This is a genomic window from Virgibacillus proomii (genome assembly GCF_018916875.1).
GTDB classification, from domain to species: Bacteria; Bacillota; Bacilli; order Bacillales; family Amphibacillaceae; genus Virgibacillus; species Virgibacillus proomii_B.
Genome location: NZ_JAHLNO010000012.1, coordinates 38,742 through 61,746 on the forward strand (window position 1 = coordinate 38,742; position 23,005 = coordinate 61,746).

A 23,005-nucleotide genomic window follows, 5' to 3' on the forward strand; every position below is an offset into this window, starting at 1 on the left:
CTCCTATTATAATGTAACTGAATACTGCATGTCCGACGTATCTATCCGTAATGGTTGCTCTTTGTTTATGTCGGTTGGGGAATAAAGCGTTATGTATATGTCATACTGGGTAGCAAATAAAACCATTTCGTGACCTTTAGGGATGATAATGTCTTCATCTTTTCCATAACCTAACAGCTTCGTTGCTTTAACGTCTTTTGTAAATTTGATACTTTGATACATCTTTTCCATTTTTGTTTCCTCCTAAGATTTTTTATATGTCGTCCCCTGTTGTTAATACTAATATACCATTAACGTAACGACATGTCAATACATTTTAAGAATCTTTTTTATGTTTTTCTACGTATTCAGAAATCCATCTGCGTACTAGCGCGGAAGGGTTTTGAACGTTTTCCTCAGCGGTTTTTTTGAATTGTTCTCTTAACTCTTCTTCGATTCTGATATTGAAATTTACTTTCTTCATAAACTAATCCTCCAAATATGGTTTGTGTTATTTTTTCCTCAGTCTGTTTCCATGCTTGGATAGCAGAACTTAAATACATACGGATTTTGGTACCCAGAAAGTTTCGGACGAAAGAAACTTATTCCCTTTTTCGAAAATGTGCATTTCTACAAGGTGTGCTTTTTTAGTTGATCTTTTAATATATAGAGGGGATTCGTTATTCTGTTGAACCATGCTTTCATGTCCCCAAGTTTTTCGTATAAACCATAGGTCAAAACTAAGGATGTCACCGCCTTTTTTAGCCAAAAGTTCTTTATGCATTCTCCAAGCTATTCTCATCGCTTCGGCGATGTAATCAGTCGCTTTACCTCCGAAACGTTTTACTCCTTTACGTGCTAACATCCATGCATTTTGCATCACCACTTTGTTTGTCATTTTGATTTCCTCCCGTTTGTTTATCTTAATTACATTATAACCTTAATGTAACGACAAGTCAATACATAAAACGAAACTTTTTTAACTTATTTTTGCTCACTTTTTCCCGTTTAGTTGTCTATATAAACGCCAGAAAAACGAATATATAACGAGGAAACGCCGTACAGACTTAATGTTTTACCTGTGTGGCTTTTCTATTGCTTAAAATAGCAAAAGTACATCGAAAAGGGGACGATTACATGACTGACAAGGCGGCTGATACAGCGCGCGAAGTAACGGCGGAAAATTGGGGCAAGCACATCGACATTGACGAAACACTAACCGGACTAAAGGCGGTACAACGCGAAGCACGTAAAGCAACGCAGGCTTTGCGTGAGTTGCAGGAGGAGCAGGAACAAACGGACAGTATGAAAATAGATTTCGACAGCCTTAAGGACGCGCTAAAGTCATACGTAGAAACGCAAAACAAATACGGAGGTTATCACGACATTAGCTTCGACGAAGTATTCGAGATATTAAGCGGATATAACGACGGTAATTGGCGTATTAGTGATCGCATTATACACGCGACAACAAAGACGGCTGAAAACGGGGAATTAACGTACGGTGACGATCAATTCGTGATTGTACGGTTTACTAATCGCGGAGGTGAGGCGGACTAATGGGCGAATTAATTACGTTGGAAAAGGCATCGGAGATATTGCTTAATAAGCTTAATAAAGGCGCGATACCCAGCGACAAGTGGGAGCATTTACAGTGGAAAATTTACGAGTGGGGTTGTAAAGCGGAATTAAAAGGCATTCCGAGCGACTAAAGGGTTAAACTGCACCTATTGGAATAACTAGTCAACTAAAGGAGCGTATGTAAATGGAAAAGTATTTTTACTGTTATTCAACAACGCTAATGCACTTCTTGAAAGCAAGTGGATTTAAATACGAATATAAGACGTCCCACAATCGTACAGGAAAGCGTATGTGGGTCTTTTTGCGTACAGACAACTTAAAGCGTGCGCTGGACGAATACGATGCTAGAAAGGCGCAGGCAAAGTCACAAGGGCGTATCTAAGTCGCAAATTAGTTAACGGAAATTAATCTAGTAAACGGAGGAATTAATTATGGGTAAAAAAGGAATGCGTAATTTCACGCCGATTGATAACGATGTAAAGCGTGTATTCTTCGCGCCGGATACCGATTTAGATTACGGAGACTTCGCAGTTTACGTATACATCGCAATGCATGTCCGAGTAAAGGACGGAGATTTAAAAGGGCTTGCTTATCCGACGAAGAAACGTATGCAGTCGGATTTATCGATTGGTCGCCGAAAACTATCGGAGGCTATCGAAAAATTAGTACGCTACGGATTTATAATTGCGGTTAAAGTGCCAAATAAATACGGAGGTAAGCCGTTGTTGCATTACCGTTTGTCGGACGAGTGGAAGAAGGAAGACAAGGAAGAAGTCGAGGTAAACGAAGATGCGAACGAAAATGTAAGCGAAGAATTAAGCGGGGAGATGCGAGACATTATCGACTGGCTGTGACGAAGAGAAACACTTTAGCGTAGCAAAGGGTCATTTGACCGTTTGCAATCGTCTATATGACCGTTTGCAAATGTACATCTGATACATATTAAGTATATTGATATATAAGTATATTGATTAATAAGAAGATAGATAAAGACAAAAGCTTCTGCGCTAACGCGCAGGGTCAGCTTATATCGAAAATTAATTAATATATAAAAGATACTTCGGAAAATAATAAGTACATAAGTGATGTATTTAAACGAAAGGAGACGACAATATGACGAATCGAATGCAAATCAGTTCTGCAATTAGACCAGTATTAAACGGTATTATTCTACAAGATACAACGGACTTGGTAATAGACGGAAACAAAGCGTTAATAATGTTAGTACCTTCGGAGAATAACATATCTTTATTAGATGATGTAATACGTAGCGCTTGGAATGTCCAGTTCGATGTAGCGATAGGTAGTACGGATAAGTGCGAAGGAGTCGTTAACCTACGAGTGTATGATCGATGTAATGTTCGGATTAACAAAGCGTCTGGTGGTATGGACGAATATACGGCTATCGAGTTACTTGTCGAAGAAGTGAAAGAAGGCGAATAAAACGCAGGATTTAGGACGGTAGAATAAACGAAGTACTAGGCGGAGATATACGTAATTACTTAGTTTATCTCGACGGAATTACTCGAATGTATTTTCATCTGTATTTTCCGGCAATTGTAAACGGGAATTATCCCGGTATTTTTCGACTGCATTTTTTCGGAATTATTTAGCGAGATTATCCCGGAAATTATGGGCAGAATTATTTCGAGGATTATTCGCTATTTAATGAAGGAATTATTTCGGAATGTATCGGAGTTAATTATCCGATTATTTTCGGAGGTTATTTTGTGCGGGTGAATTACGTCGTGTCAGAGCGATTATAAGACGTTTATGGACGTTTACCCATTCGGATATATTTCGCCATTATGTGGCTGTATTATCGGGGTTATTTGGCGTGGATTATTGCGGGATTATGTGCGGAGTTTATTCGATTGGGTACGTTAGGAGAGTACGTTAGGTAGTGCGATAGTAACGCTAAAAGATCGGGCAACGCGTTCACGAGACGAGGAGGTCGAAAACTTTCAGCGTCATTTATGCATCCAATCATACGATAAAACGAACGACAGCACGCACAAATCCCGTCAAATCAACGCTTGCATAAATGGTGTATAAAGCGGAAGAAGAGCGCGGAGGGAGAACGCAGTGTTGACAACTATACTTACTTTTCGTTAGTAGACATAAGATATATTATCAGAAGTTGTTTCGTATTTATATTCGCTTAAATGTATAACGAAAACAGGGGCGGGGTGGCTCGTTTTGTTTACCGCTTGCCTGACCTCCGCAATTTTCTTACAAAATTTTAAACTTCGGAAGTATACACGGTGATTATATCAGAATTACAGTCGATAGGACAAGCGAAAGTAACCCGAGATAACAGACGCATGTATTTAAGCTAATTTGACCGTGTCGTGACGGATTTGCGACGAATTCAATACGAAACTACCTACGCAAGCCAAAACGGCTCACACGCGCTGAAAACTTGCGCCAGCTAAGCCAGAAAGGAGGTGCTTGCGAATGGCTAACCGAAATCACTACAATTTCGACGAATCGAAGTTTAAACCGAAGCAACGAGAAGCCGCCATGCTTTTAGTTGAGCGGGAATTTGCTGACCCAAAGGAACGGAAAACTAAAGGCGAAATTGCGGACGAACTAAAAATGACCCGTCAAGGCTTACATAAATGGGAGACTCGCGACGACAACTTTATCGCGTATAAAAACTACCTCGCCAACAAGATGATGACGTCAAGCCTTCCGATGGTATTTGCGAGGATACTCGAAGGCATCGACAAGGAAAAGAACACGAAAATGACAGAGCTATATTTGAAACGTTTAGGCGAGCTTGACACGAAGTCCGAACTTACACTTAAAGACGGTAGGGACGGAGAACAGACGCTAGACGAACGCAGAGCAGCGTTGTTGGCTCGTTTAGGCGAAGAAGCAGAAGGTGACGCGGAAGGAGACGACGAGGAGTAATGGCGTATATAAATGGCGAATGGCTAACGTATCCCGAACGCCAAAATCTAATCAACGACCTAACGGAAGAAAAACGCCTCCTAACGCAGTTAATTAAACGAAAAAAAGCGGTAACAAGCGATTTTGACCGGCTAGAGAACATCCTAGACGAATTAAAGCGGCTAAACCGAATACACAAAGGAGAATACGACGTCCTCTATTTCGGGATGACGTACTTTTCCGAGGATGGAAACCCCGATAACCCCGACAATCTAATTCCGGAAGGGGTTAACGTACATAATTCGGCAGAATTTCATAAACGGTTATGCGAAATGTTGGACGAGGTTACAAAGGGACTCGCAAATAGGCATATCGCTTGGGCGTGTCCCAGACAGCACGCAAAAACAGCGTGGCTATCGAATATATTCCTTATACATCAAATCGTCTATAGGCTGCGGAAATACATTGTTCTATTTTCTGAGACTACCGATGTAGCAGGCGACTTTATTACATGGGGACGATACCAATTAAAGTTAAACGAAAAGCTCCGAGAAGACTTCGGAGAGCTTTTGGACGTTAAACCGTCCATGAACGAATTGGACAACAAGTACGAATATATTACGTCTTCCGGAACAAAAGTGGAAGCGAAAGGTCTTGGAACGCAAACTAGAGGGTTGAGATTCGGTATAATAATTGCCGCCTAGCTTGGCAACAAGTTAGTGAGAAGCGCGGAATTAAGCGGGGAAGCTGCGACGCCGACCCGAACCGAAGGCGAAAGCCAGGGGCAACGCATAGGACTTGAAATAACAGTCCCACGAGGCCGCGCCGTCCTACAAGGACGAAAATATATGCTGAACTACGTCGAAGAAGAAGACATAGAAGGACGGATAAAAAGCCGTTCGATAACAATTTGAATACTCGACCAGACCTTTTCATCCTCGACGATTTAGAGTCGAAGGAATCTACTAATACTCCGGAACTTATCGAAAAATCTAAGTCTTGGTTCCGCGAAGAAATGTTGCCTGCGATGGCTAAAAATGGAATCTGCATTTATTTAGGTACGATCTTATGTTATGGTTCGCTGTTACATTATGTCATCGAAGAAAGACGGGACTTTAAAAGCGAAAAGTTCGCAGCGGTTGAGTCTTTTGCGGAGAATGAAACGCTTTGGGAGAAGTGGCGGGAGATTTACAGGAGCGACAACAAAGATGCAGCCGACAAGGCGAGGGAGTTTTACGTAGCTAACGAAGATGCGATGTTAGAAGGCGTTAAAATATTGTGGCCGGGATATTGGTCTTACTACGAACTTATTGTTATCCGAGAAGAAAACGGAATAAAAGCGTTTAATCAAGAGTATCAAAACAATCCGACAGACGAGGAAAGGCAAATATTTAAACTCAGCCAATTCACGTGGGTAAATAGTGAAGACATAAAAGATAAGAAATTTAAATATTTTGCTGGTATAGATATTGCGATGGGAAAAGAAAAAGGGGACTACTCCGTTATAGCAACGATAGCTAGAAACATAGAAACAGGGCGCTGTTATCTGGTTGACGCATACATGGCAAGAATACACCCCGACGTACTAATTGACAAAGTTGTCGAGTACACAGAACGTTACCAGTACGAATACATAGCGGTTGAGGCTCAGATGGCGCAAGAGTTTATCGCCGATAAATTGACGGAGCGACTAGTCACCAGAGGTTACCCAGCACATACACGTATAAAACAGGTCAAACAACGTACTAGAAAAGCATTACGAATCGAAGGAATGTTGCCTGACATACAAAACGGAAAATTACGGTTTCACAATCGCTTTAAGAATAGCGCTGAATTTAGCCAATTTGAAATGTACCCGATGCACAAACATGACGACTTTCCCGACGCAGTGCAAATGGCATACTCAGTGGCACAGCAAACAAACCGTAAGAAAGCCGGGAGTGTCGGTACATATCGATACTAACTAAACTAACGATGTAAAAACGAAAGGAGGCGGCAACTATCACAACAGATCCAAATTTACTTAACGGATTAATTTTTAAACATCCGATGCAATACGCACTAGGCGAAAAAGAGTTCCAGCGAATTGTGGACGAATTAAAGCTGTACGAGCGCTATTACGGCGATCGGGATACGTGGACTGATTACGAAGTCCCTCCCGAACTAGATTACAAACCCACCGAACTATCGATCAATTATTTACGTAAGATGGTCGACACAATTGCGGCGTGGCAATTCGAAAGAGAGCCGAAAGTATCTGCGCCTCCCGAAATAGTAGACGACCCCGTCACGACTCAACTACACGGAACAGAGCCGAGCGCAGAGCAACAAGCGGCTAATGATCGTGCTAAGTCGAAAGAAAAGCTACTGTCGACCATATGGAAAGAAAATAGGATGCACGAAAAGTTATTAGCTGCCGCAAAAGACCGAGCAATAACGAGAACGGGCGTGTTTGCCCGGTTACATTACGATACTAGACGAGGAGCAATCCGGATACTATTCCACCCCTCAACCGAAGTTATTCCGGTACATAACGAATGGGACGTCGATCAGTTAGAAGAAGTACACTTTATTGCTTACTTAGACGAAGAAGAGACGAAACTTTGGAAGCTGTCGTACTACCTCGTCTGGAAAGGCGACGAGGAATCTGGTTATTATGATTGCGAAATAGAGGAAGCGATATACAACGAGGAATTAAATGTTATTGATACTCGGGTAACTCGCCAATCTATGGGGCTCGATTTTATTCCGGTTGTCCATATTCCAACCGACAAACTAACCGGAGCGTTACAAGGCACCTCCGAATTAGAAAAGATGATCGGAGTATCTGATGAAATTAACAAGAAATTATCGGACTACAGCGATGCATTGCGGTTTGAAATGTTTGCGATTATGTTACTAAAAAATGTAGACGAAGACCCTAAAAACCCTCTACGTGTAAGTCCGGGAGCGAAGTGGAATTTAGGTGACGGCGACAAGGAAATCGGTGAACCTCATGCAGAGCGAATAGAATCTGGCTTTAAATTTAAGGAAGCAATAGAAACGTACCTTGACCGGATGTACAAAGCGCTACATGAACTGTCCGAAGTACCGATCGTAAATACGTCTGAACTAAAAACAGGCGGAATTAACGAGGTTGCTATGCAACTTATGTTTTCGTCTATCATTTCGAAAACGCAACGGTCGTGGGTTATATGGCAATCGAGATTACAAACGTTAAACGAATATATTTTACGATATATGCAAGCCCGACAAGAGCATCCGAGATTTAAGTATGATCGAGAGTTGTTGACGGAAGTCGGAGACGACTACACAAACGAAATTATATTTAACCTACCACTTCCAAAAGATCGCATGGCATTAGTTACACAGTTAAGTAATGAAATAGCTAGTAACATGGAATCCATTAAAGGAGCTATTAAACGTAGTGGTAAAGAGAACGCAGAAGCTAAGCTAATGGAGATACTAGCCGAGCGAGAAATGATGCGGGAAAGGAAAGTAAAAAACGAAGACCCGTATCTAGAACAAGCGGAACAAACAGAACGACCCGGCAGACAGGAAGTAAAAACTTAGGATTTGTCCGAAATGACATTAAACTATGCAGGTTTACACTCGTGTCGAACACGTTAAAAACGAGTTTATGGAGGTATTTAATATGAAGATGAATTTACAATATTTTGCTGATAGCAACGACAATCCAGAAGAAACACCAAATAGTGAAGGAGCACCGAATAACCCGTCTGCGGAGACGAAAAACCCCGAACAGGTGCATGAACCACAACAACCTTCGAACACTATTCCGTATGAGCGATTCAAGGAAGTAAATGACGCTTATAAGTCGTTTAAGTCTTTGGGCTATAACTCAGCAGATGAACTTAAAGCGCAACTGGACGAATTGAAAACGCTAAAACAAGCGGAAGAAGAACGTAAAAAAGCAGAAATGGATGAGGTCGAACGGCTGCAAGCGGAAAAAGAGGAAGCTGCGCAAAAGGCGCAAGAAGCTGAAGAGCAGGCAAGAAAAGCAAAAGAAGCAGCGAACAACCGAATCCTCAATACGGAAATCAAATCGGTAGCTAGGGCGTTAAATGCAAATGACCCTAACGATGTACTTGCTTTGTTAGATAAGTCGCAAATTGAGATGGACGAAGAAGGAAACGTGACTGGCGTAGAGGAGGCTGTGACAGCGTTTAAGGAAAGTAAACCGTGGTTATTTAAGCAAGCAATCGGGGCGGATGCAAAAGGCGGAAGTAATCCTAACACCAACCCTACAGTAGACGAGATCGCGGCGAAGGAAAAAGAGTTGTCGGAAGCACAGGCGGAAGCATTAAAGGATAAACGCCATTCTGGCAAGGTGACACGGATTTTTAACGAATTAAAGGAATTGAAAAAGAAAAACAAATAAAACTCGGAATCAGTCGCTACTAAAGCGGCTTTTTTAATTACAAAAACACAAAACAAAGGGGAAATTAAATTATGGCAGTAGCACAGACTTATGATTTTCAACAACAAATTAGGGATATGCAGGCTAATGTAGACGTAATCCTACAGAAAGCGCCGGTACTTTTCGGTCTAATCGGCACAGGCGACCGACTAACTCAAACTAAGTTTGAGTGGCAGAATGATTATTTAAATAGCGATACCGCGATTGTAAAAACAAAAGCTGCGGCAGACGCAACCACAGTAGAAGTCGAGAAAGGAGACGCTGATAAGTTTGCGGTAAACGCACTTGTACAAAACGGACTTGAAGTATTCCGTGTAACTGCGATTGACGAGGATAACAACACGATTACGGTACAACGTGGTTACGACACAACCACACCGGAAGCTATTGAAGTTGGCGGAGAATTAAAAATCATTTCACGTCCACGTCCAGAAGGCGAGGATACATTCCGCAAGAACGAAATTAATGACCGTATTGTGTCGTTTAACTACTCGCAAATCTTTTCTCGTTATGCATCTGTATCTCGTACACAACAAATGGTAAGTACATACGGAGTTTCAGATGAATTGGATTATCAAGTTAACCTACGATTGGAAGAGATGATCCGAGAAATGAACAACTCGTTAATTTACGGACGTAAGTACGCAGGGTCAGGACAGCAACCACGTACATCAGGAGGTTTGTTTGCGTTTGCGCAAGAGCAAGGAGCGTTTAGCAAGGATTTTGGCGGGGAGGAAATAGACGCTAAAAGGCTGAACGATGGGATCGAGGAAGCATTTAAACGTGGTGGAGGCGTGAATACGATCTTATGTGCTCCTAACGTATCTCGCCAAGTAACTGCATTAGCGGGTGATACTATCCGCACTACTCGTACTGATAATCAAACAGGGCATCAGATCATGTCGTTTATGTCTGATTTACCGGGCGGAGCAGTTACTAACGTAGTAGTTGACTTGAACATGCCTAAAGACCGTGCATTACTACTTAACATCGATAACATCAAAGCACGTTACTTGACTGGCGTTTACGACCAAGACGCTACTCTAGCAGGAGGAGACTACTTCTCCCGTGTCCTACGTGCGGAATTAGGGTGGGAAATTAAGAACGCAAAAGAATCGATGGTTATTCTTTCTAATATTTCAAAAACAATTAACTAATTCATGGCGTCTTTATTGACGTCTATTAAACGAAAGGAGAGCGATATTTTTGGCACTGACAGAAAACGAAGTTAAACGGATTAACGTGTCCATGCCCGTAGCCAACGATTTAAAAATAGGCGACATATTAAAGCAATTACAAGAGTCCACTGGCGGAGAGGTTACGGTGACTTGGGCGGACGTTAAAAACAAGCCTTCGGAATTTGCACCGTCTGCACATACGCATGTAATCGCAGATGTTAAAGATCTACAGGCGGGTCTGGACAGTAAATTAGAATCCGTAAAAATAGACGATGTCGCAGGCTTACAAGCAGAGTTAAACAGCAAATTAGAGTCGGTAGCTGTAGCTGACGTATCTGGACTCAAAGCCGAATTAGACGGTATTAAATCACGTTTGGATGCGTTAGAAGGCGGAGGTGCGTAATTGATGGCGGATAAAGCAATCTTTGAGACGTTACCAAACTACGAATATACAAGAGACGGTTTTCACATCGTTTTTAACGGCGAAGGTTTGTACGTAACTAACAACGCAAGCCACATCGCCGTTTTAGAGAAAGCCAAGCCGTTTATTAAACGCATTGATGACGGACAGCAGGCGGGGGAAGAAGAGTCCTACCCGGAACACGTAGGCGGGGGAATGTACGTACTATCTAATGGCGAAAAGGTAAAAGGTAAAAAAGCAGCAGAACAAGCGGAGTCTACGTTAGAAAAATAACGAAGGAGGGTGACGCTACATGTCGGATAAATTAACCGTAACTAAACGCTTACAGTCTCGTTTATCGAAAGTACCGGGCGTCACGTCGGATGACATCGACATGTGGGTCGCTGAATCCGTCGCAGAGTCCGGCTTTACCGAGGAAGACAACGCTAACGCCGTGTTTTACCTTGCGTTATATAACGCCTATAGTACAATCGCTTCGGACGCTGCTCGGTATTTTTCGTATGGCGACCGGGACGAAGTTGTAGATAAAACGAAAGTATTTAAGAATTATATAGAACTTGCGAAGGAAGCCCGACTCAACTACCGAAAAGCTAAAAAAGAAGGCGAAGGAACGTCGTTTAGTGCATATCAAACGCATGCCGGAAGGGCTGACGGCCGATGAACAGCGAAATCGAACGCAAGATAGACAATGTCCTACAGGAAGCGTATGACGAGCACGAACGTAATCAGCAACGCCAAATTAACTATGTCCTATCCGAAATTGACCGAACTAGACTCGATCTAATTGATTTACTAACGGAATACGCGAAACAGGATAATACAATCAGTAAAGCGCGAATACATACGTTACTGGGTGAATTAGACGAGATAGAGCGGAAAATACGAGACTACGGGTTAAAGGCGTTAGATACCGTGATTGACGACACAGCGTCAAAAGCGATACAAACCGGAGTTGCTGCGTTAGGGTTGTTAGCGGTAGTTAAGGCGTTGTCTAGTCGGAGAGAACGTCAATTAGCTAGGAATGTGGTTGATTCTGTTTTTGGACGATTTAAAGACGAAAATATAATCGACCTATCTGACCGTATGTGGACGTTGGCTGGGGACTATAATGCGGAGTTGAGACGAGTATTACAAGCGGGGATTATACAAGGTAAGTCAGTTAATCAACTAGTCGCAGACGTCCGAAAAGTATACGAAGCAGAAACGTGGAAGATTGAAACAATCGTAATCACCGAAACTAACACGGCACATCGAGTAGGGATTGCAAAGGCGGCAGAAGCGTCCGAAGTCGTTAAGGCGATAAAAATAATCGACCATCCCGGACACAAGCGACATGACCAGCACGAGTGCTACCGTCTTGCTCGACAAAACCCTTACGGTTGGGGCGATGGAGTATACCGTCCACAGGATACGTATATCTATTCGCCCCATCCTCGGTGTCGTGCTTCGTTTAGGTACGTACTTAAGGACGAATACCTAACCGGAGGTGAGTCGTAAATGTTAAACAAATATGACATCGACTTAATCAAAGAAACCCGACGAGAAATTACGGAACACCGTGAGTCCGATATTACGTTTATTGGCGAAAAGAGAACCGGAGAGCATCCGATTACAGGCGAGCCTATTACGTCGGAAATATCCGAGAAAACTGTCGCGGTAGTTTACGAAATCACCTCAGCGTTTAAATTTGATCGTGAGTTGTCCGAAGGTATGGACGTACAAAACGGCGACTTATGGATTGACGTAGATTTACGAGACATGGCGGGGTTTAGTCCAGACGAGGTTAAGTCGGTTAAGTACGAAGGAGTTACCTACACGGTCATGTCGTCTGACTCCGTGGGACTGGGCGAAGATAATCGCGTGCAAATAATCGGAAGGCGGACGAGTTAACATGGCGAGATTTAACGTAAAAGTGACGGGTATCAAACGTACAATACGAAGTAAATTAACCGACCGCAACTTAGCGCAAGATGTCGATCAAATTACAGAGGCTTACGCAAGGAAAATCGCAAACGATGCGGCAGAAAAAGCGCCTATTCTTACGGGGTTACTAAAAAACTCGCTGCCTAACGGAGTGGAACGAAGCGCAATAGGCGAGTGGCAAATCGTAGCAATGACGGACTATACGTTGGTGCAAGAATACACGCACCAGACGAAGAAAGGGTTCGTCCGTAAAGCCGTATGGGATAACAAGGAAGGGTATCGAAAAGCGGTAGAGCAGCGGGCGAAACGGAGGTAGGCTAATGGTGAAAGCTACGCAATTAGGCGTTGGTTATTCGATTGGGCAAAAAATTGAGCAGGAACTCGGCGTTAAAACCGTGCTTAAATATGATGGCATAAAACTTCCGACTGAAAAGCCGTTTATCCTTGTCGAGCAGATGCAGAATAACCATACGCAGATATCGAAATTACGAGAGGCGATACAGACGACTTTTCGTTTCCAAATCGGAATATATGCAGAAACACAGGCGCAGAGGTCATCGATGCAGGATAAGCTTCGGGATCTCTTTTTATTTGCGCAATTTCCGTTGTATGACGATATGGGAGCGGAAACTGGCGTCTTTTTTGACGTTGGTTTAACGAATGAGGTTCCGATTGATGCGGATGATTTGTCAGACAAAACGAATATGCACCGACTTTATTTTGACGTAGAGGTTGCACAGATTTATCACAAAAATAGAACGGAAAATTAACGAGGGGGAAACGCTTTATGGCAGTAGAATTTAAGGGAGAAGAATTTCTTTACTTGATTGAAATTCCTGCAGAAGGAGAAAATCCTTTAGAATTAGTTAGACTATGGAACCAAACAAGTGGATCAAGAACAATAGAGGCTGCGTCCGTAGACTTGGCAACTAAGGATAAGAGCGGGTCAGATTACGGGACAGTTACTGAGTCTGTATCGGTTGAAGGGATTAGAACGGAAGGAGACAGGGCTTATGAATACATTGAGGAATCTATACGAGACAAGCGACTGGTTAAAATCCACCGACTAAATAAGAGAGATTTATCGACAGAGTCCGGATATTACATGTTATCTAATCTCGAGGATTCTTCGTCAGTAGACGAGTACGCAACTTATTCAGTGGAAGCTACGTTAAACGGAAAAATTAAGAAAGATACTGTTACGGAAATACCAGAAGGAGCACCAGACGAAGGACAGGTTACGCCTGAACAGCCTCAAGGTATAGGGGCAGCCGTTATCGGTGAGTCACTGAAAATTGGCTAATATAAGGAGGTAAATTATGGCGAAATCAAAAGACGAGTTAAAAACCGTTTTTGTAACGGGCGCAGTACCAACACAACAAGATTTCCATGATTTGATCGATGTTGCAGGGATTAAAGGAGATCCCGGGGTTGCGGGTAAGTCAGCATATCAAGTTGCTGTTGATAACGGATTTAAAGGTACAGAACAAGAATGGTTGGCATCTTTAAAGGGACCGAAAGGCGATTCTGTAAAAGGTAAAGACGGCGTTGGAGTTGCAGATATCACATCCGACGGAACTACTATTACGTTTGAAATGACGAACGGGACTACGAAAGAGATTCCGTTTCCTTCCACAGGCGGACAGTAAACCGCCTTTTTCTTTATTTATAAATTAAATTTAAATACGAAAAGGAGCGAGTCATATTGGCTAACGAAAAAGTAACGATGTTTGAAGTTAACGGAAAAGATTACGAGGTTAAGTTAAATTTAAAAAGTATTAAATATTTGAACGGGCTTACAAAAGAAGGGGCTTACGGCTTACTTGGACGTGTGCTAATGGGCGATGTAGGGACGTTTGAAGATATTATTTATGCTGGATTATTTCATACCGGGGAAAACTTTAAGAAAACAGACATCCAAAAAGCAATTGATAAAAAGATCGAACTTGAAGAAATCGACCTTAATTACATACATAAAACAGGTTACGAGTTGGTAGCAAACCATTTTTTCTACAAAACGACACTAGACAAGATGTTAGCGAAAGAACCGGAAGCGAAGAAACAAATCGAGGAACTAATGAAGTAAGTAAACCATTCCTCGTCGACACCGAAGAATGCGTACGACACGGCTGGCGTTTCCTCGGCTTAAAGCCGGAAGAAGTACTTGCTTTAACTTACCGCGAATTCGTAATCCTATGCGAAGAACAAACTGAACGAATGCACGACGAAAATGAACGTGAAGCACTTTACGCAATCATGTACGCTGCAGCATCGCGAGGCAAAGGTAAGAAAGGCGAATTGCCGAAGGTTGAGGACTTATATCCACGCCCGGGAACGGAAGAACGGAAACAGCAAGAAATGCGCGACATGGTCGAGGAAAAGAAGCGTACCGACGAGTGGCTTAAGCGTTTAGACTTATCGGTTCTTACTCAGCAGAGCGGCAAATAAACGAATCAAACACGTCACAAGAACGAAGGGAGGTACGCTTATTGATAGGAGACGTTTTAGTCCGAATTGGTGCGGATATATCCGATTACCAGCGTAATTTGCAACGTGCAACAGGGTCGTTGGAGCAATTCGGGAGCAATATGAGCCAATTCGGTTCTACGGTGGCAGGGGCGTTTGCGGCGGTTGGAGCTGCGTCTGCTGCCGGAATTGGCTTTGCGGTTAAACAAGCGTCAGACTTCGAAAGTGCGTTCGCCGGCGTCAGAAAAACGGTGGACGCAACAGAAGCAGAATACGCAAGTCTGTCGAAAGAAATCCGGAACATGGCTAAAGAAATCCCGGCAAGTGCGGGAGAAATTGCTAAGGTCGCCGAAATCGCCGGACAGTTAGGCATAGAGAAAAAACACCTTATGGACTTTACCAGAACGATGATCGACTTAGGTGTATCAACTAATATGAGCGCCGAAGAAGCTGCGACGGCACTAGCTAGATTTGCGAATATTACCGGGATGTCTATGCGGGATATTGATAGGCTGGGAAGTACAATTGTAGCACTCGGTAATAATTTGGCTACAACTGAATCAGAAATCACCAATATGGCTCTACGTCTAGCAGGTGCAGGTAACCAGATTGGATTAACAGAAGCGGAAATTATGTCCTTTGCGGCGGCATTGTCATCTGTCGGAATCGAGGCAGAAATGGGCGGTAGCGCGTTTTCTCGAGTGATGCTGAATATGAATACGGCGGTAATGGAAGGTAGCGATAACCTTAATAGATTTGCTAAGGTAGCTGGAATGTCTGCCGGAGAATTTGCCACTGCGTTTGAAAAGGACGCTGCGGGGGCGATACTCGCATTTATAAAAGGGTTAGGCGAGATGTCGGACGAAGGGGCGAACACTGCGCAAATACTGGACGACCTTGGCTTAGGTGAGATACGCGTTAGAGACTCATTAATGCGTGCGGCAGGTGCGTCTGATGTATTTAGCAAGTCGCTTAAAATCGGTAATAAAGCGTGGAAAGAGAATACCGCGTTAACAAAAGAAGCGCAAGAACGATATAAGACGTTTGCATCGCAAATGAAGATACTTAAGAATCGATTTAACAACATTATGATTCTAATAGGCGGTCCGTTTATGGACGCTTTGATTGGTATTGTCGATGCGCTCGACCCGGTTATAAAAGCACTAGAAAGGTTTGCAGAATGGTTCGCAGAGACTGAGTCTCCTTTACGAGACTTTATCGTATATGGCACGTTACTAGTTCCAGTTATAGCGGCTATTGGTGCTGCATTTGGTTCGGTTTTAATGGCTTTAGGCGCATTTTCATCTGCTATGGCAAGTGTTCCTGCGGTATTATCGTTAACAAGTGCCGTATTTGGTACGGCTACAGCGGGTATTTTAGCGTTTTTAGGGGTTATCGTAGGTATTCCTGCTGCTATTGCGGCTGTAATTGTAGCTATAAAAAACTGGGATGCGATTAAAGGCTGGGCTACTGATCTTGCACGTTCTGTAGGTAACGCGTTTGCTGATATGTACCAGTACGTTTCGGAAAGTATGAAAAATATAGCGAAAAGTATGTCGGAAAGCATGAAAATTATAGCGGAAAGTATGAAAAAGGTAGCGGAAAGTATGCTTAACTCGCTGAAGGCTGTTTCCCCAGCATTAGCTAAATTTGTCGCTGATTCGTGGATTAGGTTAAATAAATTGACGGCTTTTATGTCCAAAGCCTTTTCGAATATTGGAGAAAGTTTACTTGGATTCGGAAATACTTTGAAGGGTTTTTCTGTCGGTACGTTTGACGTAGTAATGTCGGGCATTGGAAAAGCCGGAGAGATCGCAGGCAGGGGACTCGATTACTTAAGAGAGTCAGGTATAACGGTTGCTGACGTATTAAGAAACCTCGCGGGACCTATTACTACTTTGATCATTGTTTTTGGAGGGTTGTCAGGTCCAATCGGCTGGGTAATTTCTTCCTTTACATTCTTAGTAACAAGAACGAATTTAGTCAGTGATTCCATTAAAGCTTTTAAAGGCGAAATGGAATTTTCTCAGGTGATTAGAAATGTAGGGGATATGACTGCTGCATTTATAGAAAACCTAGCTGAGATGATCTCAAAAGCGATTGAGGTCGGTGCTGATATTATTGTTGCACTAATAGAAGGTATCGCTAATCAATTACCTAAAGTCACTGAGGTAGCAGTTAAAATAGTGACGACTCTAATCGAAGGATTTGCTAAAAGTATTGTTAAAGTAGCGGATGTAGCTGCTGACGTAATACCTTTGATAGTAGATACAGTTTTAAAATCAATCCCTCTAATTTTGGAGGTAGGTATTAAACTAATAAATACTTTAGTAGAGGCGATTGTATCTGCATTACCACTAATCGTTGAGGCTGCTGTTACTATTATAACTACGTTAATTGAGGGGTTTGTTACGGTTCTGCCGAAGCTAATCGAAGTAGGGCTTATGATAATAGCTACCCTAATTGATTCAATTGTAACGGTATTGCCTAAATTAATCGAAGTGGGTCTTTTAATAATTAGTACTCTTATAGACTCGATAGTGACAGTGCTACCGTTACTGATCGAATTAGGTATTACCATTATCTTAACCTTATTCAATGCACTCGTTGATAACGTACCTATGTTGATTGAGTCTGGTATTACTATTCTTAATACGTTGATCGAGGGAATTATATCAGCATTACCTAAAATCATCGACGCTGCTATATTGCTGATAACTACGATGATAGAAACAATCATAGAGTTGTTGCCTGCGCTTATTGATGCAGGAATTAAGATATTACTTGCGTTGATAGAGGGCATATTTAAAATACTACCTCAACTACTTGATGCGGCAATAAAGATAATCATGGCTCTTGCCGACGCTTTTATTCAAAACTTACCGACTATCATTGACGCAGGTATTAAAATACTACTCGCTCTGATAGACGGTATTATCGACGTTTTACCGCAATTAATTGACGCCGGAATAAAGCTAATTTTTGCATTAGCTGGCGCCATTATTGACAACTTGCCTAAAATAATTAATGCAGGTATCAAGATTTTGTATGCGCTTATTGACGGTATTATCGACGTCCTGCCCGAATTACTAAAAGCAGGTTGGTATTTAATTACGAGACTAGTAGGAGCGATTATCGACATGTTGCCGGAATTGTGGGATGCCGGTGTTAAGCTTATAGGCGAACTAATTAAAGGTATTTTCAATAAGAAAAGAGATACAAAATCAGCGGCTGAATCGATCGGCAAAGCGATTATAAAAGGACTTCCCGGTGTGGGTAAAATGATTGAATTAGGGTCTAATTTAATCGCAGGCTTGCGCGATGGTATGGATAAAATGAAAAGAGAAGTCGGAGAAAAAGCTATTGAAATTGGAATGAAGATCAACAAGCCGTTAAAGAAATTCTTCAAAATGAAATCTCCATCCCGTAAAATGCGAGATGAAATCGGTAAGATGATCGGTAAAGGTTTAATCGTCGGAATGGACGCAGAAATGACGAATATCCAACGGGTAGCTCAACGCATGGCAGAAGCAGCAACGCCACCTAAGCCGAAGCTAGCCGGATTTGATACGTCTGATCTACGTAGTTACAGTCGTGCAGCTACTAACCGATTGCAAGCGGAAATGCAAGCGTCCGGAACGTTTGAGGCTGATCGGGAACAACACGTGCTACTTGCGGAGATTCGCGATGAATTACGCAGGCAAAAGCAGATGATAATTGAAATGGACGGTAAGGCGGTAGGTAGAGCGGTGGAGCCTACAGTGACGGAAACGCAAGACAGAAAAAAGCGGATTAGAGATAGTTTCCGTTAACAGGAGGGAGGTAATACAGTGATCCAAAGTCCGGAAAATTTAATTTTCAACGGAATTGACCTTGCGGAGTCCTTTACGGATTCCGCTAAAGGTACCTATTTTATCGTCAATAACGTAGAGGGTCGGGGAGTGTTAAGCGAGGAAATAAGTACGATAGAAGTTCCGGGAATGGCTGGTGCTTACCAATCGTCAAAATATACTCCAACTCGCACACTGTCCGTATCTATCTCGTTGAAAGGCGAGTCGTTCGAGGATTTACGTAAAAAGATTGACCGACTTAGCTCGATTTTAATTAAGGACGAACTTGTACCGATTAAGTTTTCGGATGAACTAGACGTTACATATTACGGTAGTCTGAACGAGGTTGAGCATAAAATAGAAGTTGCATGTATCTACCAAGCGGTGCTTAACTTTTTATGCACTGACCCGTTTAAGTATGAAGAAGCACAAACAAAAACCTTCGAATCCGACGTACTTAGCCTAACCTATAACGGCACAGCACCAGCATCGCCTATATTCGAACTAGAGGTAATCAAGCCAGTTACTTTTGCTATGGTGCAGAATCAATATAACGAGTATCAAATGATTGGTCAACCAACAAATGTCAACGAAGAAGTTGTAGATACAAGAACCTTGATCTTAGAAGAACGAGGAGAAACGTTAGATACTTGGCAAGACAACCCTGTATCTGTAGATGGTAATGTGTCTGGAAATATGGGGTATGATGGTGCGGGAATAACGGCCCCAACTTACGGTACAGGCGAAAGATGGCACGGACCTGCAAAAATAAAAGAAGTACCTGTTTCTACTGATTTCGAGATTGAAGCAAGGATGCAACTATATACGGACGAGATAAACCAAACGGGAAGGATAGAAATCTATTTATTTGATGAAAACATGACAGAACTAGGAAAAGTAGCCATAAACGATAATAGTATATGGGTGTTGCGTAGACTAGCGGAAGGTAGGATAGGGCCCTATGTAGGAAACTTTCAAAATTACATCATCAGTAGCCGTAATTATCAATATGAATGGGATAATTTCCCTGCGTTTTTGAGAATGAAAAGGCAAGATAAGACATACGAATTTTATGTAGCTAGAGTAGATGGTTCAGGGAAGCATTTATGGTCATTAAAAAAGAGTTATACCGTTAGTGATTCAAAATACTTGGGAAAACTAAAATATGTACAAATCCACATTGGTAAATTTGGAGATACCGCAAGCCCTCATACATCTCGAATAGACTGGCTTAGAGCGTATGTGATAGAAGATACAACAAAAAATCAAACACCATATATTGCACGCCCAGGTGATCTGATAACATTAGATAATTTTAATAAAGAACTATTAATTAACGGAGAAGATGCAAAGAACCTAAAAGATTTTGGAGGTTCTTTTTTTAATTTGCATAAGGGCGAAAATCAGTTAATCGTACATCCGGCTAATAGCTTTAACTCACGCGTTAAATGGAGCGAAAGATATAGGTAGGTGATAAAGTGATACATGTTATAGATAAGCAATCAGATGAGATAGTTGGCATTATTCCAAATGAAGAGTTTTGGGACGATAATTATCACAGGTCGCTAGAAACGACCGCAGAAACGTTTGAATTTATGACATTTGCTGATCGGGATTATTCAGAGTATTTAAGAGGGCGTAATAAAGTTATTATACCCGATGAGGATGGCGATTTCAGAGAGTTAACAATATGGCAAGCGGAAAAGGTTCACGAGCATAGCAAACACATGATTGTATTTGCCAAAGCCAGTTACAATGACTTACGTAAAGCACAAGTAATTAAACCACAAACGTTAAAAAGCCAATCGGCAAGTACTGCGGCGGCTATCGCGTTAAAGGGGACAGAGTGGAGTGTCGGTTTAGTCGAAAGTAGGGGGACTAGGTCGATCGAGATTGAAGATTACACAAATCCTTACGATTTATTAAAACGCATCGCAACCGAATTTGACCTTGAACTTGATTTTAGAATCGAAACAAGAGGGAATAAAATAGTTGGTCGTTACGTTGACTTAGTCCAACAAATCGGACAGTGGCGCGGTCGCGAGATAGAGTTTGGAAAAGACTTACTAAGCATTAGGCGTATAGAGGACACTGACAATATTTATACAGCGCTTATTGGTTTGGGCCCTGAAAAAGACGGTAGAAGGCTAGAGGTATTAGTCGAAGATTATGACGCATTACAGCGTTGGGGCAGACGTGATCCAGTAACGGGAGAACTAAGGCATATAATCGGTACCTATGAGCCGCAGACTGAAAAAGAAGAACTGTCCTATGATAGACTGCGAACACTAACCAAGAACGAACTAGAAAAACGGATAAACGAAATAGTTGAATACGAAACCGAAATAGCTGATTTAGAACATGTTCCGGGCATGGAAAATGAAAAAATACGTTTCGGTGATACGCTAAAAATTAAAGATACGAAATTTAACCCTCCTCTTTACGTACAAGCGAGGGTTTTCGAAGTTAACGGAAGCATTAAAGAGCGTGGCAAAAAGTCTGTTAAACTAGGCGACTACATCGAATATACGGAAGATGAAGTCAAAGAAATTTGGAAATCGTTACAAGACGAGATTAAGCGTAGCCTTGCTCGTATGCTTACGGTAAATATCGTATCCAGCGCAGGAGACGTGTTTAAAAATGGCGAAGGCAATACCGAATTAACTGCCGTTGTTTATGCGCAGGGAAAAGAAACCGACCAGGATGGGGAAACCTACAGCTACGTTTGGAGTAAATACGATAAGTTGGGCAATCAAGACCCAGACTATCGTAAAGAAGGTAAAACAATTACGGTACAAGCAAGCGAAATTGACGAAAAAGCTATATATGCATGCGAGGTTTTATTTCAGGATGTTGCTATTTTAGGATTTACTACGCTAACTAATGTTTACGATGGAAAAGAAGGAGAGCAAGGTATTCCGGGGCCGCCGGGGGAGAATGGGAAAACACTGTATACTTGGCACAAATATGCTGACGATGATCGAGGAAGTGGTATGTCCGATAATCCGCAAGGTAAGGCATATATAGGCATAGCTTACAATAAAGAATCACCTATAAAAAGTACCAACCCTAATGATTACGAATGGTCAAAGTATATAGGCGACCAAGGCGTGCCGGGTCCGCCCGGAGAGGACGGACAACCTAATTACACGTGGGTAAAATACGCTGACGATAAAGACGGTAACGGAATGTCGGACAGTCCGGATGATAAACGTTATTTAGGACTTGCTTATAACAAAACATCGCCAAACGAGAGTAGTAACCCGTCTGATTATAGTTGGAGTCCGTTGTATGATAATGTGCAGGTTGGCGGAAGGAATTTGTTACTGAACACTACGTTTGAAAACGGGAATACTCATTGGTCAGGCATTGTTGAAATTGTACCTAATGCACATAATGGGAATGCTGGAGCAGTTAATGAAAGGTCAGGGTATACCGGGAGTGCTAGAAGGTTTCTTGTACAAGAAACTACAGCTAGAATGGTTCTAATACCATCTAAAACTTATACACTTTCCGGGTGGTTTTATATTGATTCGAGGATACCATTAGACAGTGATAACAATACATTCCATATAAGAAAATACCAATCTATGGATAGAGATAGGTTTAAAGATTTCATATCTGTACCTATTAGGTTAGATTATTATGACTATGACAAATGGTATTACTTTGAAGAAACTGCTTCTGTACCTGATGGATATGTAGGTCACGAAGAAGTTACTCTTGCCTTAGGTAAAAACGGAAGAATTATTTTCAGTGAATTACAACTTGAAGACGGGAACATAGCAACAACTTACCGACCAGCACCCAGAGATCATGCTGCCTATGCCGATCGAGTATCGAAAGAAAAAGCTGAAGAAGCACGCAAACAAGCCGAAGCCTTTTCTGAAAACGCAAGTAACATTAAAAAAGGCGTGATTGACGTTGGCTCTGTGCCTATACGGACGGCTGCTAATGGCGCTCGTATACAGTGGGACGGTACAAACGGACTAGTGCAATACGATAGCGACGGTAATCCAGTATCATGGTTGGATTTAAAAGGAAATTCACATTTTGTTAACGGTTATTTCAGCGGTGAGATACATGCGCAAAGCGGCACATTTGCAGGAGAGTTAAAAGGTGCTAGTGGAACTTTTGGTCATGTAACGGTAAAAAATGGAGACTTTGTGCTTGCTAACGACGAGACAGGGGCGCAGTATAGTGCTACTCCTAGACGTAATCTAATAAAAGATCACTCGTTTGAGTTGATTCCGCAAGACCCGAGTTCGGCGAATCAAGATAGCATAAATTT

Annotated in this window: 28 protein-coding genes; 25 read left to right on the plus strand and 3 right to left on the minus strand. The window is 42.1% G+C overall.

Annotation, left to right across the window (positions count from 1 at the left end; genetic code table 11):
- Positions 1 to 6: 6 nt before the first annotated feature.
- The 3 genes from KQI21_RS05385 to KQI21_RS05395 form a co-directional block, all read right to left on the minus strand.
- Positions 7 to 231: a hypothetical protein gene (locus KQI21_RS05385; RefSeq protein ID WP_216483029.1), complete on the minus strand. Its 225-nt coding sequence runs from the start codon at positions 229 to 231 to the stop codon at positions 7 to 9.
- An 85-nt stretch (positions 232 to 316) separates the two neighbouring features.
- A complete protein-coding gene (locus KQI21_RS05390) occupies positions 317 to 463 on the minus strand; it encodes a ribbon-helix-helix protein, CopG family (protein ID WP_216483031.1) in 147 nt (48 codons plus the stop codon).
- 69 nt (positions 464 to 532) lie between these two features.
- Positions 533 to 877, minus strand: coding sequence for a hypothetical protein (locus KQI21_RS05395; protein ID WP_216483034.1), 345 nt, complete (start codon positions 875 to 877; stop codon positions 533 to 535).
- A gap of 239 nt (positions 878 to 1,116) precedes the next feature.
- Here KQI21_RS05395 and KQI21_RS05400 point away from each other — a divergent pair, with 239 nt between their 5' ends.
- The 25 genes from KQI21_RS05400 to KQI21_RS05520 form a co-directional block, all read left to right on the plus strand.
- Positions 1,117 to 1,539, plus strand: coding sequence for a hypothetical protein (locus KQI21_RS05400; protein ID WP_216483035.1), 423 nt, complete (start codon positions 1,117 to 1,119; stop codon positions 1,537 to 1,539).
- Positions 1,539 to 1,691 carry a hypothetical protein gene (locus KQI21_RS05405; RefSeq protein ID WP_216483036.1) on the plus strand — a complete coding sequence of 51 codons (153 nt, stop codon included), beginning with the start codon at positions 1,539 to 1,541 and terminating at the stop codon, positions 1,689 to 1,691. The genes KQI21_RS05400 and KQI21_RS05405 overlap by 1 nt, the downstream gene beginning before the upstream one ends.
- A 53-nt stretch (positions 1,692 to 1,744) precedes the next feature.
- Positions 1,745 to 1,942 (plus strand): DUF5659 domain-containing protein, encoded by a 198-nt coding sequence (locus tag KQI21_RS05410; protein ID WP_216483037.1) that lies wholly within the window; start codon positions 1,745 to 1,747, stop codon positions 1,940 to 1,942.
- 64 nt (positions 1,943 to 2,006) lie between these two features.
- Complete coding sequence (locus KQI21_RS05415; protein WP_216483038.1) at positions 2,007 to 2,414, plus strand: helix-turn-helix domain-containing protein; 408 nt, start codon at positions 2,007 to 2,009, stop codon at positions 2,412 to 2,414.
- Between the two features lie 259 nt (positions 2,415 to 2,673).
- The gene (locus KQI21_RS05420; RefSeq protein WP_216483039.1) at positions 2,674 to 3,003 is read left to right on the plus strand and encodes a hypothetical protein; all 330 of its coding nucleotides are present in this window, start codon (positions 2,674 to 2,676) and stop codon (positions 3,001 to 3,003) included.
- A 1,014-nt stretch (positions 3,004 to 4,017) separates the two neighbouring features.
- Complete coding sequence (locus tag KQI21_RS05425; RefSeq protein WP_216483040.1) at positions 4,018 to 4,476, plus strand: phBC6A51 family helix-turn-helix protein; 459 nt, start codon at positions 4,018 to 4,020, stop codon at positions 4,474 to 4,476.
- Positions 4,476 to 5,159 carry a hypothetical protein gene (locus KQI21_RS05430; protein WP_216483041.1) on the plus strand — a complete coding sequence of 228 codons (684 nt, stop codon included), beginning with the start codon at positions 4,476 to 4,478 and terminating at the stop codon, positions 5,157 to 5,159. Before KQI21_RS05425 ends, KQI21_RS05430 begins: the two co-directional genes overlap by 1 nt.
- 206 nt (positions 5,160 to 5,365) lie before the next feature.
- Positions 5,366 to 6,418 (plus strand): phage terminase large subunit, encoded by a 1,053-nt coding sequence (gene terL / locus KQI21_RS05435; protein ID WP_216483042.1) that lies wholly within the window; start codon positions 5,366 to 5,368, stop codon positions 6,416 to 6,418.
- Between the two features lie 125 nt (positions 6,419 to 6,543).
- Positions 6,544 to 8,028 (plus strand): phage portal protein, encoded by a 1,485-nt coding sequence (locus KQI21_RS05440; protein ID WP_309245507.1) that lies wholly within the window; start codon positions 6,544 to 6,546, stop codon positions 8,026 to 8,028.
- A gap of 82 nt (positions 8,029 to 8,110) precedes the next feature.
- The gene (locus KQI21_RS05445) at positions 8,111 to 8,857 is read left to right on the plus strand and encodes a phage scaffolding protein (protein WP_253291310.1); all 747 of its coding nucleotides are present in this window, start codon (positions 8,111 to 8,113) and stop codon (positions 8,855 to 8,857) included.
- A gap of 71 nt (positions 8,858 to 8,928) precedes the next feature.
- Positions 8,929 to 10,053, plus strand: coding sequence for an SU10 major capsid protein (locus KQI21_RS05450; protein WP_216483044.1), 1,125 nt, complete (start codon positions 8,929 to 8,931; stop codon positions 10,051 to 10,053).
- A gap of 49 nt (positions 10,054 to 10,102) precedes the next feature.
- Complete coding sequence (locus KQI21_RS05455) at positions 10,103 to 10,477, plus strand: phage tail fiber repeat family protein (protein ID WP_216483045.1); 375 nt, start codon at positions 10,103 to 10,105, stop codon at positions 10,475 to 10,477.
- 3 nt (positions 10,478 to 10,480) lie between these two features.
- Positions 10,481 to 10,768 carry a hypothetical protein gene (locus KQI21_RS05460; RefSeq protein WP_216483046.1) on the plus strand — a complete coding sequence of 96 codons (288 nt, stop codon included), beginning with the start codon at positions 10,481 to 10,483 and terminating at the stop codon, positions 10,766 to 10,768.
- A 19-nt stretch (positions 10,769 to 10,787) separates the two neighbouring features.
- Positions 10,788 to 11,156 (plus strand): hypothetical protein, encoded by a 369-nt coding sequence (locus tag KQI21_RS05465; protein WP_216483047.1) that lies wholly within the window; start codon positions 10,788 to 10,790, stop codon positions 11,154 to 11,156.
- Positions 11,153 to 11,992: a putative phage head morphogenesis protein gene (locus KQI21_RS05470; RefSeq protein ID WP_216483048.1), complete on the plus strand. Its 840-nt coding sequence runs from the start codon at positions 11,153 to 11,155 to the stop codon at positions 11,990 to 11,992. The genes KQI21_RS05465 and KQI21_RS05470 overlap by 4 nt, the downstream gene beginning before the upstream one ends.
- Positions 11,993 to 12,385, plus strand: coding sequence for a hypothetical protein (locus KQI21_RS05475; protein WP_216483049.1), 393 nt, complete (start codon positions 11,993 to 11,995; stop codon positions 12,383 to 12,385). It begins immediately after the preceding gene.
- Between the two features lies 1 nt (position 12,386).
- The gene (locus tag KQI21_RS05480; protein ID WP_077297488.1) at positions 12,387 to 12,734 is read left to right on the plus strand and encodes a hypothetical protein; all 348 of its coding nucleotides are present in this window, start codon (positions 12,387 to 12,389) and stop codon (positions 12,732 to 12,734) included.
- A gap of 4 nt (positions 12,735 to 12,738) precedes the next feature.
- Entirely contained in the window at positions 12,739 to 13,188 is a 450-nt protein-coding gene (locus KQI21_RS05485) for a hypothetical protein (protein ID WP_216483050.1), read from the plus strand.
- Positions 13,189 to 13,205: 17 nt separating this feature from the next.
- The gene (locus tag KQI21_RS05490; protein ID WP_216483051.1) at positions 13,206 to 13,721 is read left to right on the plus strand and encodes a phage major tail protein, TP901-1 family; all 516 of its coding nucleotides are present in this window, start codon (positions 13,206 to 13,208) and stop codon (positions 13,719 to 13,721) included.
- Positions 13,722 to 13,737: 16 nt separating this feature from the next.
- Positions 13,738 to 14,067: a collagen-like protein gene (locus tag KQI21_RS05495; protein ID WP_253291311.1), complete on the plus strand. Its 330-nt coding sequence runs from the start codon at positions 13,738 to 13,740 to the stop codon at positions 14,065 to 14,067.
- A 56-nt stretch (positions 14,068 to 14,123) separates the two neighbouring features.
- The gene (locus KQI21_RS05500) at positions 14,124 to 14,504 is read left to right on the plus strand and encodes a tail assembly chaperone (RefSeq protein ID WP_216483052.1); all 381 of its coding nucleotides are present in this window, start codon (positions 14,124 to 14,126) and stop codon (positions 14,502 to 14,504) included.
- A gap of 131 nt (positions 14,505 to 14,635) precedes the next feature.
- Positions 14,636 to 14,866: a hypothetical protein gene (locus KQI21_RS05505; RefSeq protein ID WP_216483053.1), complete on the plus strand. Its 231-nt coding sequence runs from the start codon at positions 14,636 to 14,638 to the stop codon at positions 14,864 to 14,866.
- A 140-nt stretch (positions 14,867 to 15,006) separates the two neighbouring features.
- Positions 15,007 to 18,696: a phage tail tape measure protein gene (locus KQI21_RS05510; protein ID WP_216483072.1), complete on the plus strand. Its 3,690-nt coding sequence runs from the start codon at positions 15,007 to 15,009 to the stop codon at positions 18,694 to 18,696.
- 18 nt (positions 18,697 to 18,714) lie between these two features.
- Positions 18,715 to 20,184 carry a distal tail protein Dit gene (locus KQI21_RS05515; RefSeq protein ID WP_216483054.1) on the plus strand — a complete coding sequence of 490 codons (1,470 nt, stop codon included), beginning with the start codon at positions 18,715 to 18,717 and terminating at the stop codon, positions 20,182 to 20,184.
- 8 nt (positions 20,185 to 20,192) lie between these two features.
- On the plus strand, positions 20,193 to 23,005 hold a 2,813-nt coding region (locus KQI21_RS05520), incomplete at its 3' end, for a phage tail spike protein (RefSeq protein WP_216483055.1).

Bases quoted from the DNA above. Each gene is read 5' to 3' on its own strand.
- KQI21_RS05450 (WP_216483044.1), top strand. From the start codon at position 8,929: ATGGCAGTAGCACAGACTTATGATTTTCAACAACAAATTAGGGATATG.
- KQI21_RS05415 (WP_216483038.1), top strand. From the start codon at position 2,007: ATGCGTAATTTCACGCCGATTGATAACGATGTAAAGCGTGTATTCTTC.
- KQI21_RS05510 (WP_216483072.1), top strand. From the start codon at position 15,007: ATGAGCCAATTCGGTTCTACGGTGGCAGGGGCGTTTGCGGCGGTTGGA.
- KQI21_RS05475 (WP_216483049.1), top strand. From the start codon at position 11,993: ATGTTAAACAAATATGACATCGACTTAATCAAAGAAACCCGACGAGAA.
- KQI21_RS05445 (WP_253291310.1), top strand. From the start codon at position 8,111: ATGAAGATGAATTTACAATATTTTGCTGATAGCAACGACAATCCAGAA.
- KQI21_RS05420 (WP_216483039.1), top strand. From the start codon at position 2,674: ATGACGAATCGAATGCAAATCAGTTCTGCAATTAGACCAGTATTAAAC.
- KQI21_RS05395 (WP_216483034.1), bottom strand. From the start codon at position 877: ATGACAAACAAAGTGGTGATGCAAAATGCATGGATGTTAGCACGTAAA.
- KQI21_RS05490 (WP_216483051.1), top strand. From the start codon at position 13,206: ATGGCAGTAGAATTTAAGGGAGAAGAATTTCTTTACTTGATTGAAATT.
- KQI21_RS05410 (WP_216483037.1), top strand. From the start codon at position 1,745: ATGGAAAAGTATTTTTACTGTTATTCAACAACGCTAATGCACTTCTTG.
- KQI21_RS05495 (WP_253291311.1), top strand. From the start codon at position 13,738: ATGGCGAAATCAAAAGACGAGTTAAAAACCGTTTTTGTAACGGGCGCA.
- KQI21_RS05470 (WP_216483048.1), top strand. From the start codon at position 11,153: ATGAACAGCGAAATCGAACGCAAGATAGACAATGTCCTACAGGAAGCG.
- KQI21_RS05485 (WP_216483050.1), top strand. From the start codon at position 12,739: ATGGTGAAAGCTACGCAATTAGGCGTTGGTTATTCGATTGGGCAAAAA.
- KQI21_RS05465 (WP_216483047.1), top strand. From the start codon at position 10,788: ATGTCGGATAAATTAACCGTAACTAAACGCTTACAGTCTCGTTTATCG.
- KQI21_RS05430 (WP_216483041.1), top strand. From the start codon at position 4,476: ATGGCGTATATAAATGGCGAATGGCTAACGTATCCCGAACGCCAAAAT.
- KQI21_RS05400 (WP_216483035.1), top strand. From the start codon at position 1,117: ATGACTGACAAGGCGGCTGATACAGCGCGCGAAGTAACGGCGGAAAAT.
- KQI21_RS05505 (WP_216483053.1), top strand. From the start codon at position 14,636: ATGCACGACGAAAATGAACGTGAAGCACTTTACGCAATCATGTACGCT.
- KQI21_RS05460 (WP_216483046.1), top strand. From the start codon at position 10,481: ATGGCGGATAAAGCAATCTTTGAGACGTTACCAAACTACGAATATACA.
- KQI21_RS05385 (WP_216483029.1), bottom strand. From the start codon at position 231: ATGGAAAAGATGTATCAAAGTATCAAATTTACAAAAGACGTTAAAGCA.
- KQI21_RS05480 (WP_077297488.1), top strand. From the start codon at position 12,387: ATGGCGAGATTTAACGTAAAAGTGACGGGTATCAAACGTACAATACGA.
- KQI21_RS05390 (WP_216483031.1), bottom strand. From the start codon at position 463: ATGAAGAAAGTAAATTTCAATATCAGAATCGAAGAAGAGTTAAGAGAA.
- KQI21_RS05405 (WP_216483036.1), top strand. From the start codon at position 1,539: ATGGGCGAATTAATTACGTTGGAAAAGGCATCGGAGATATTGCTTAAT.
- KQI21_RS05425 (WP_216483040.1), top strand. From the start codon at position 4,018: ATGGCTAACCGAAATCACTACAATTTCGACGAATCGAAGTTTAAACCG.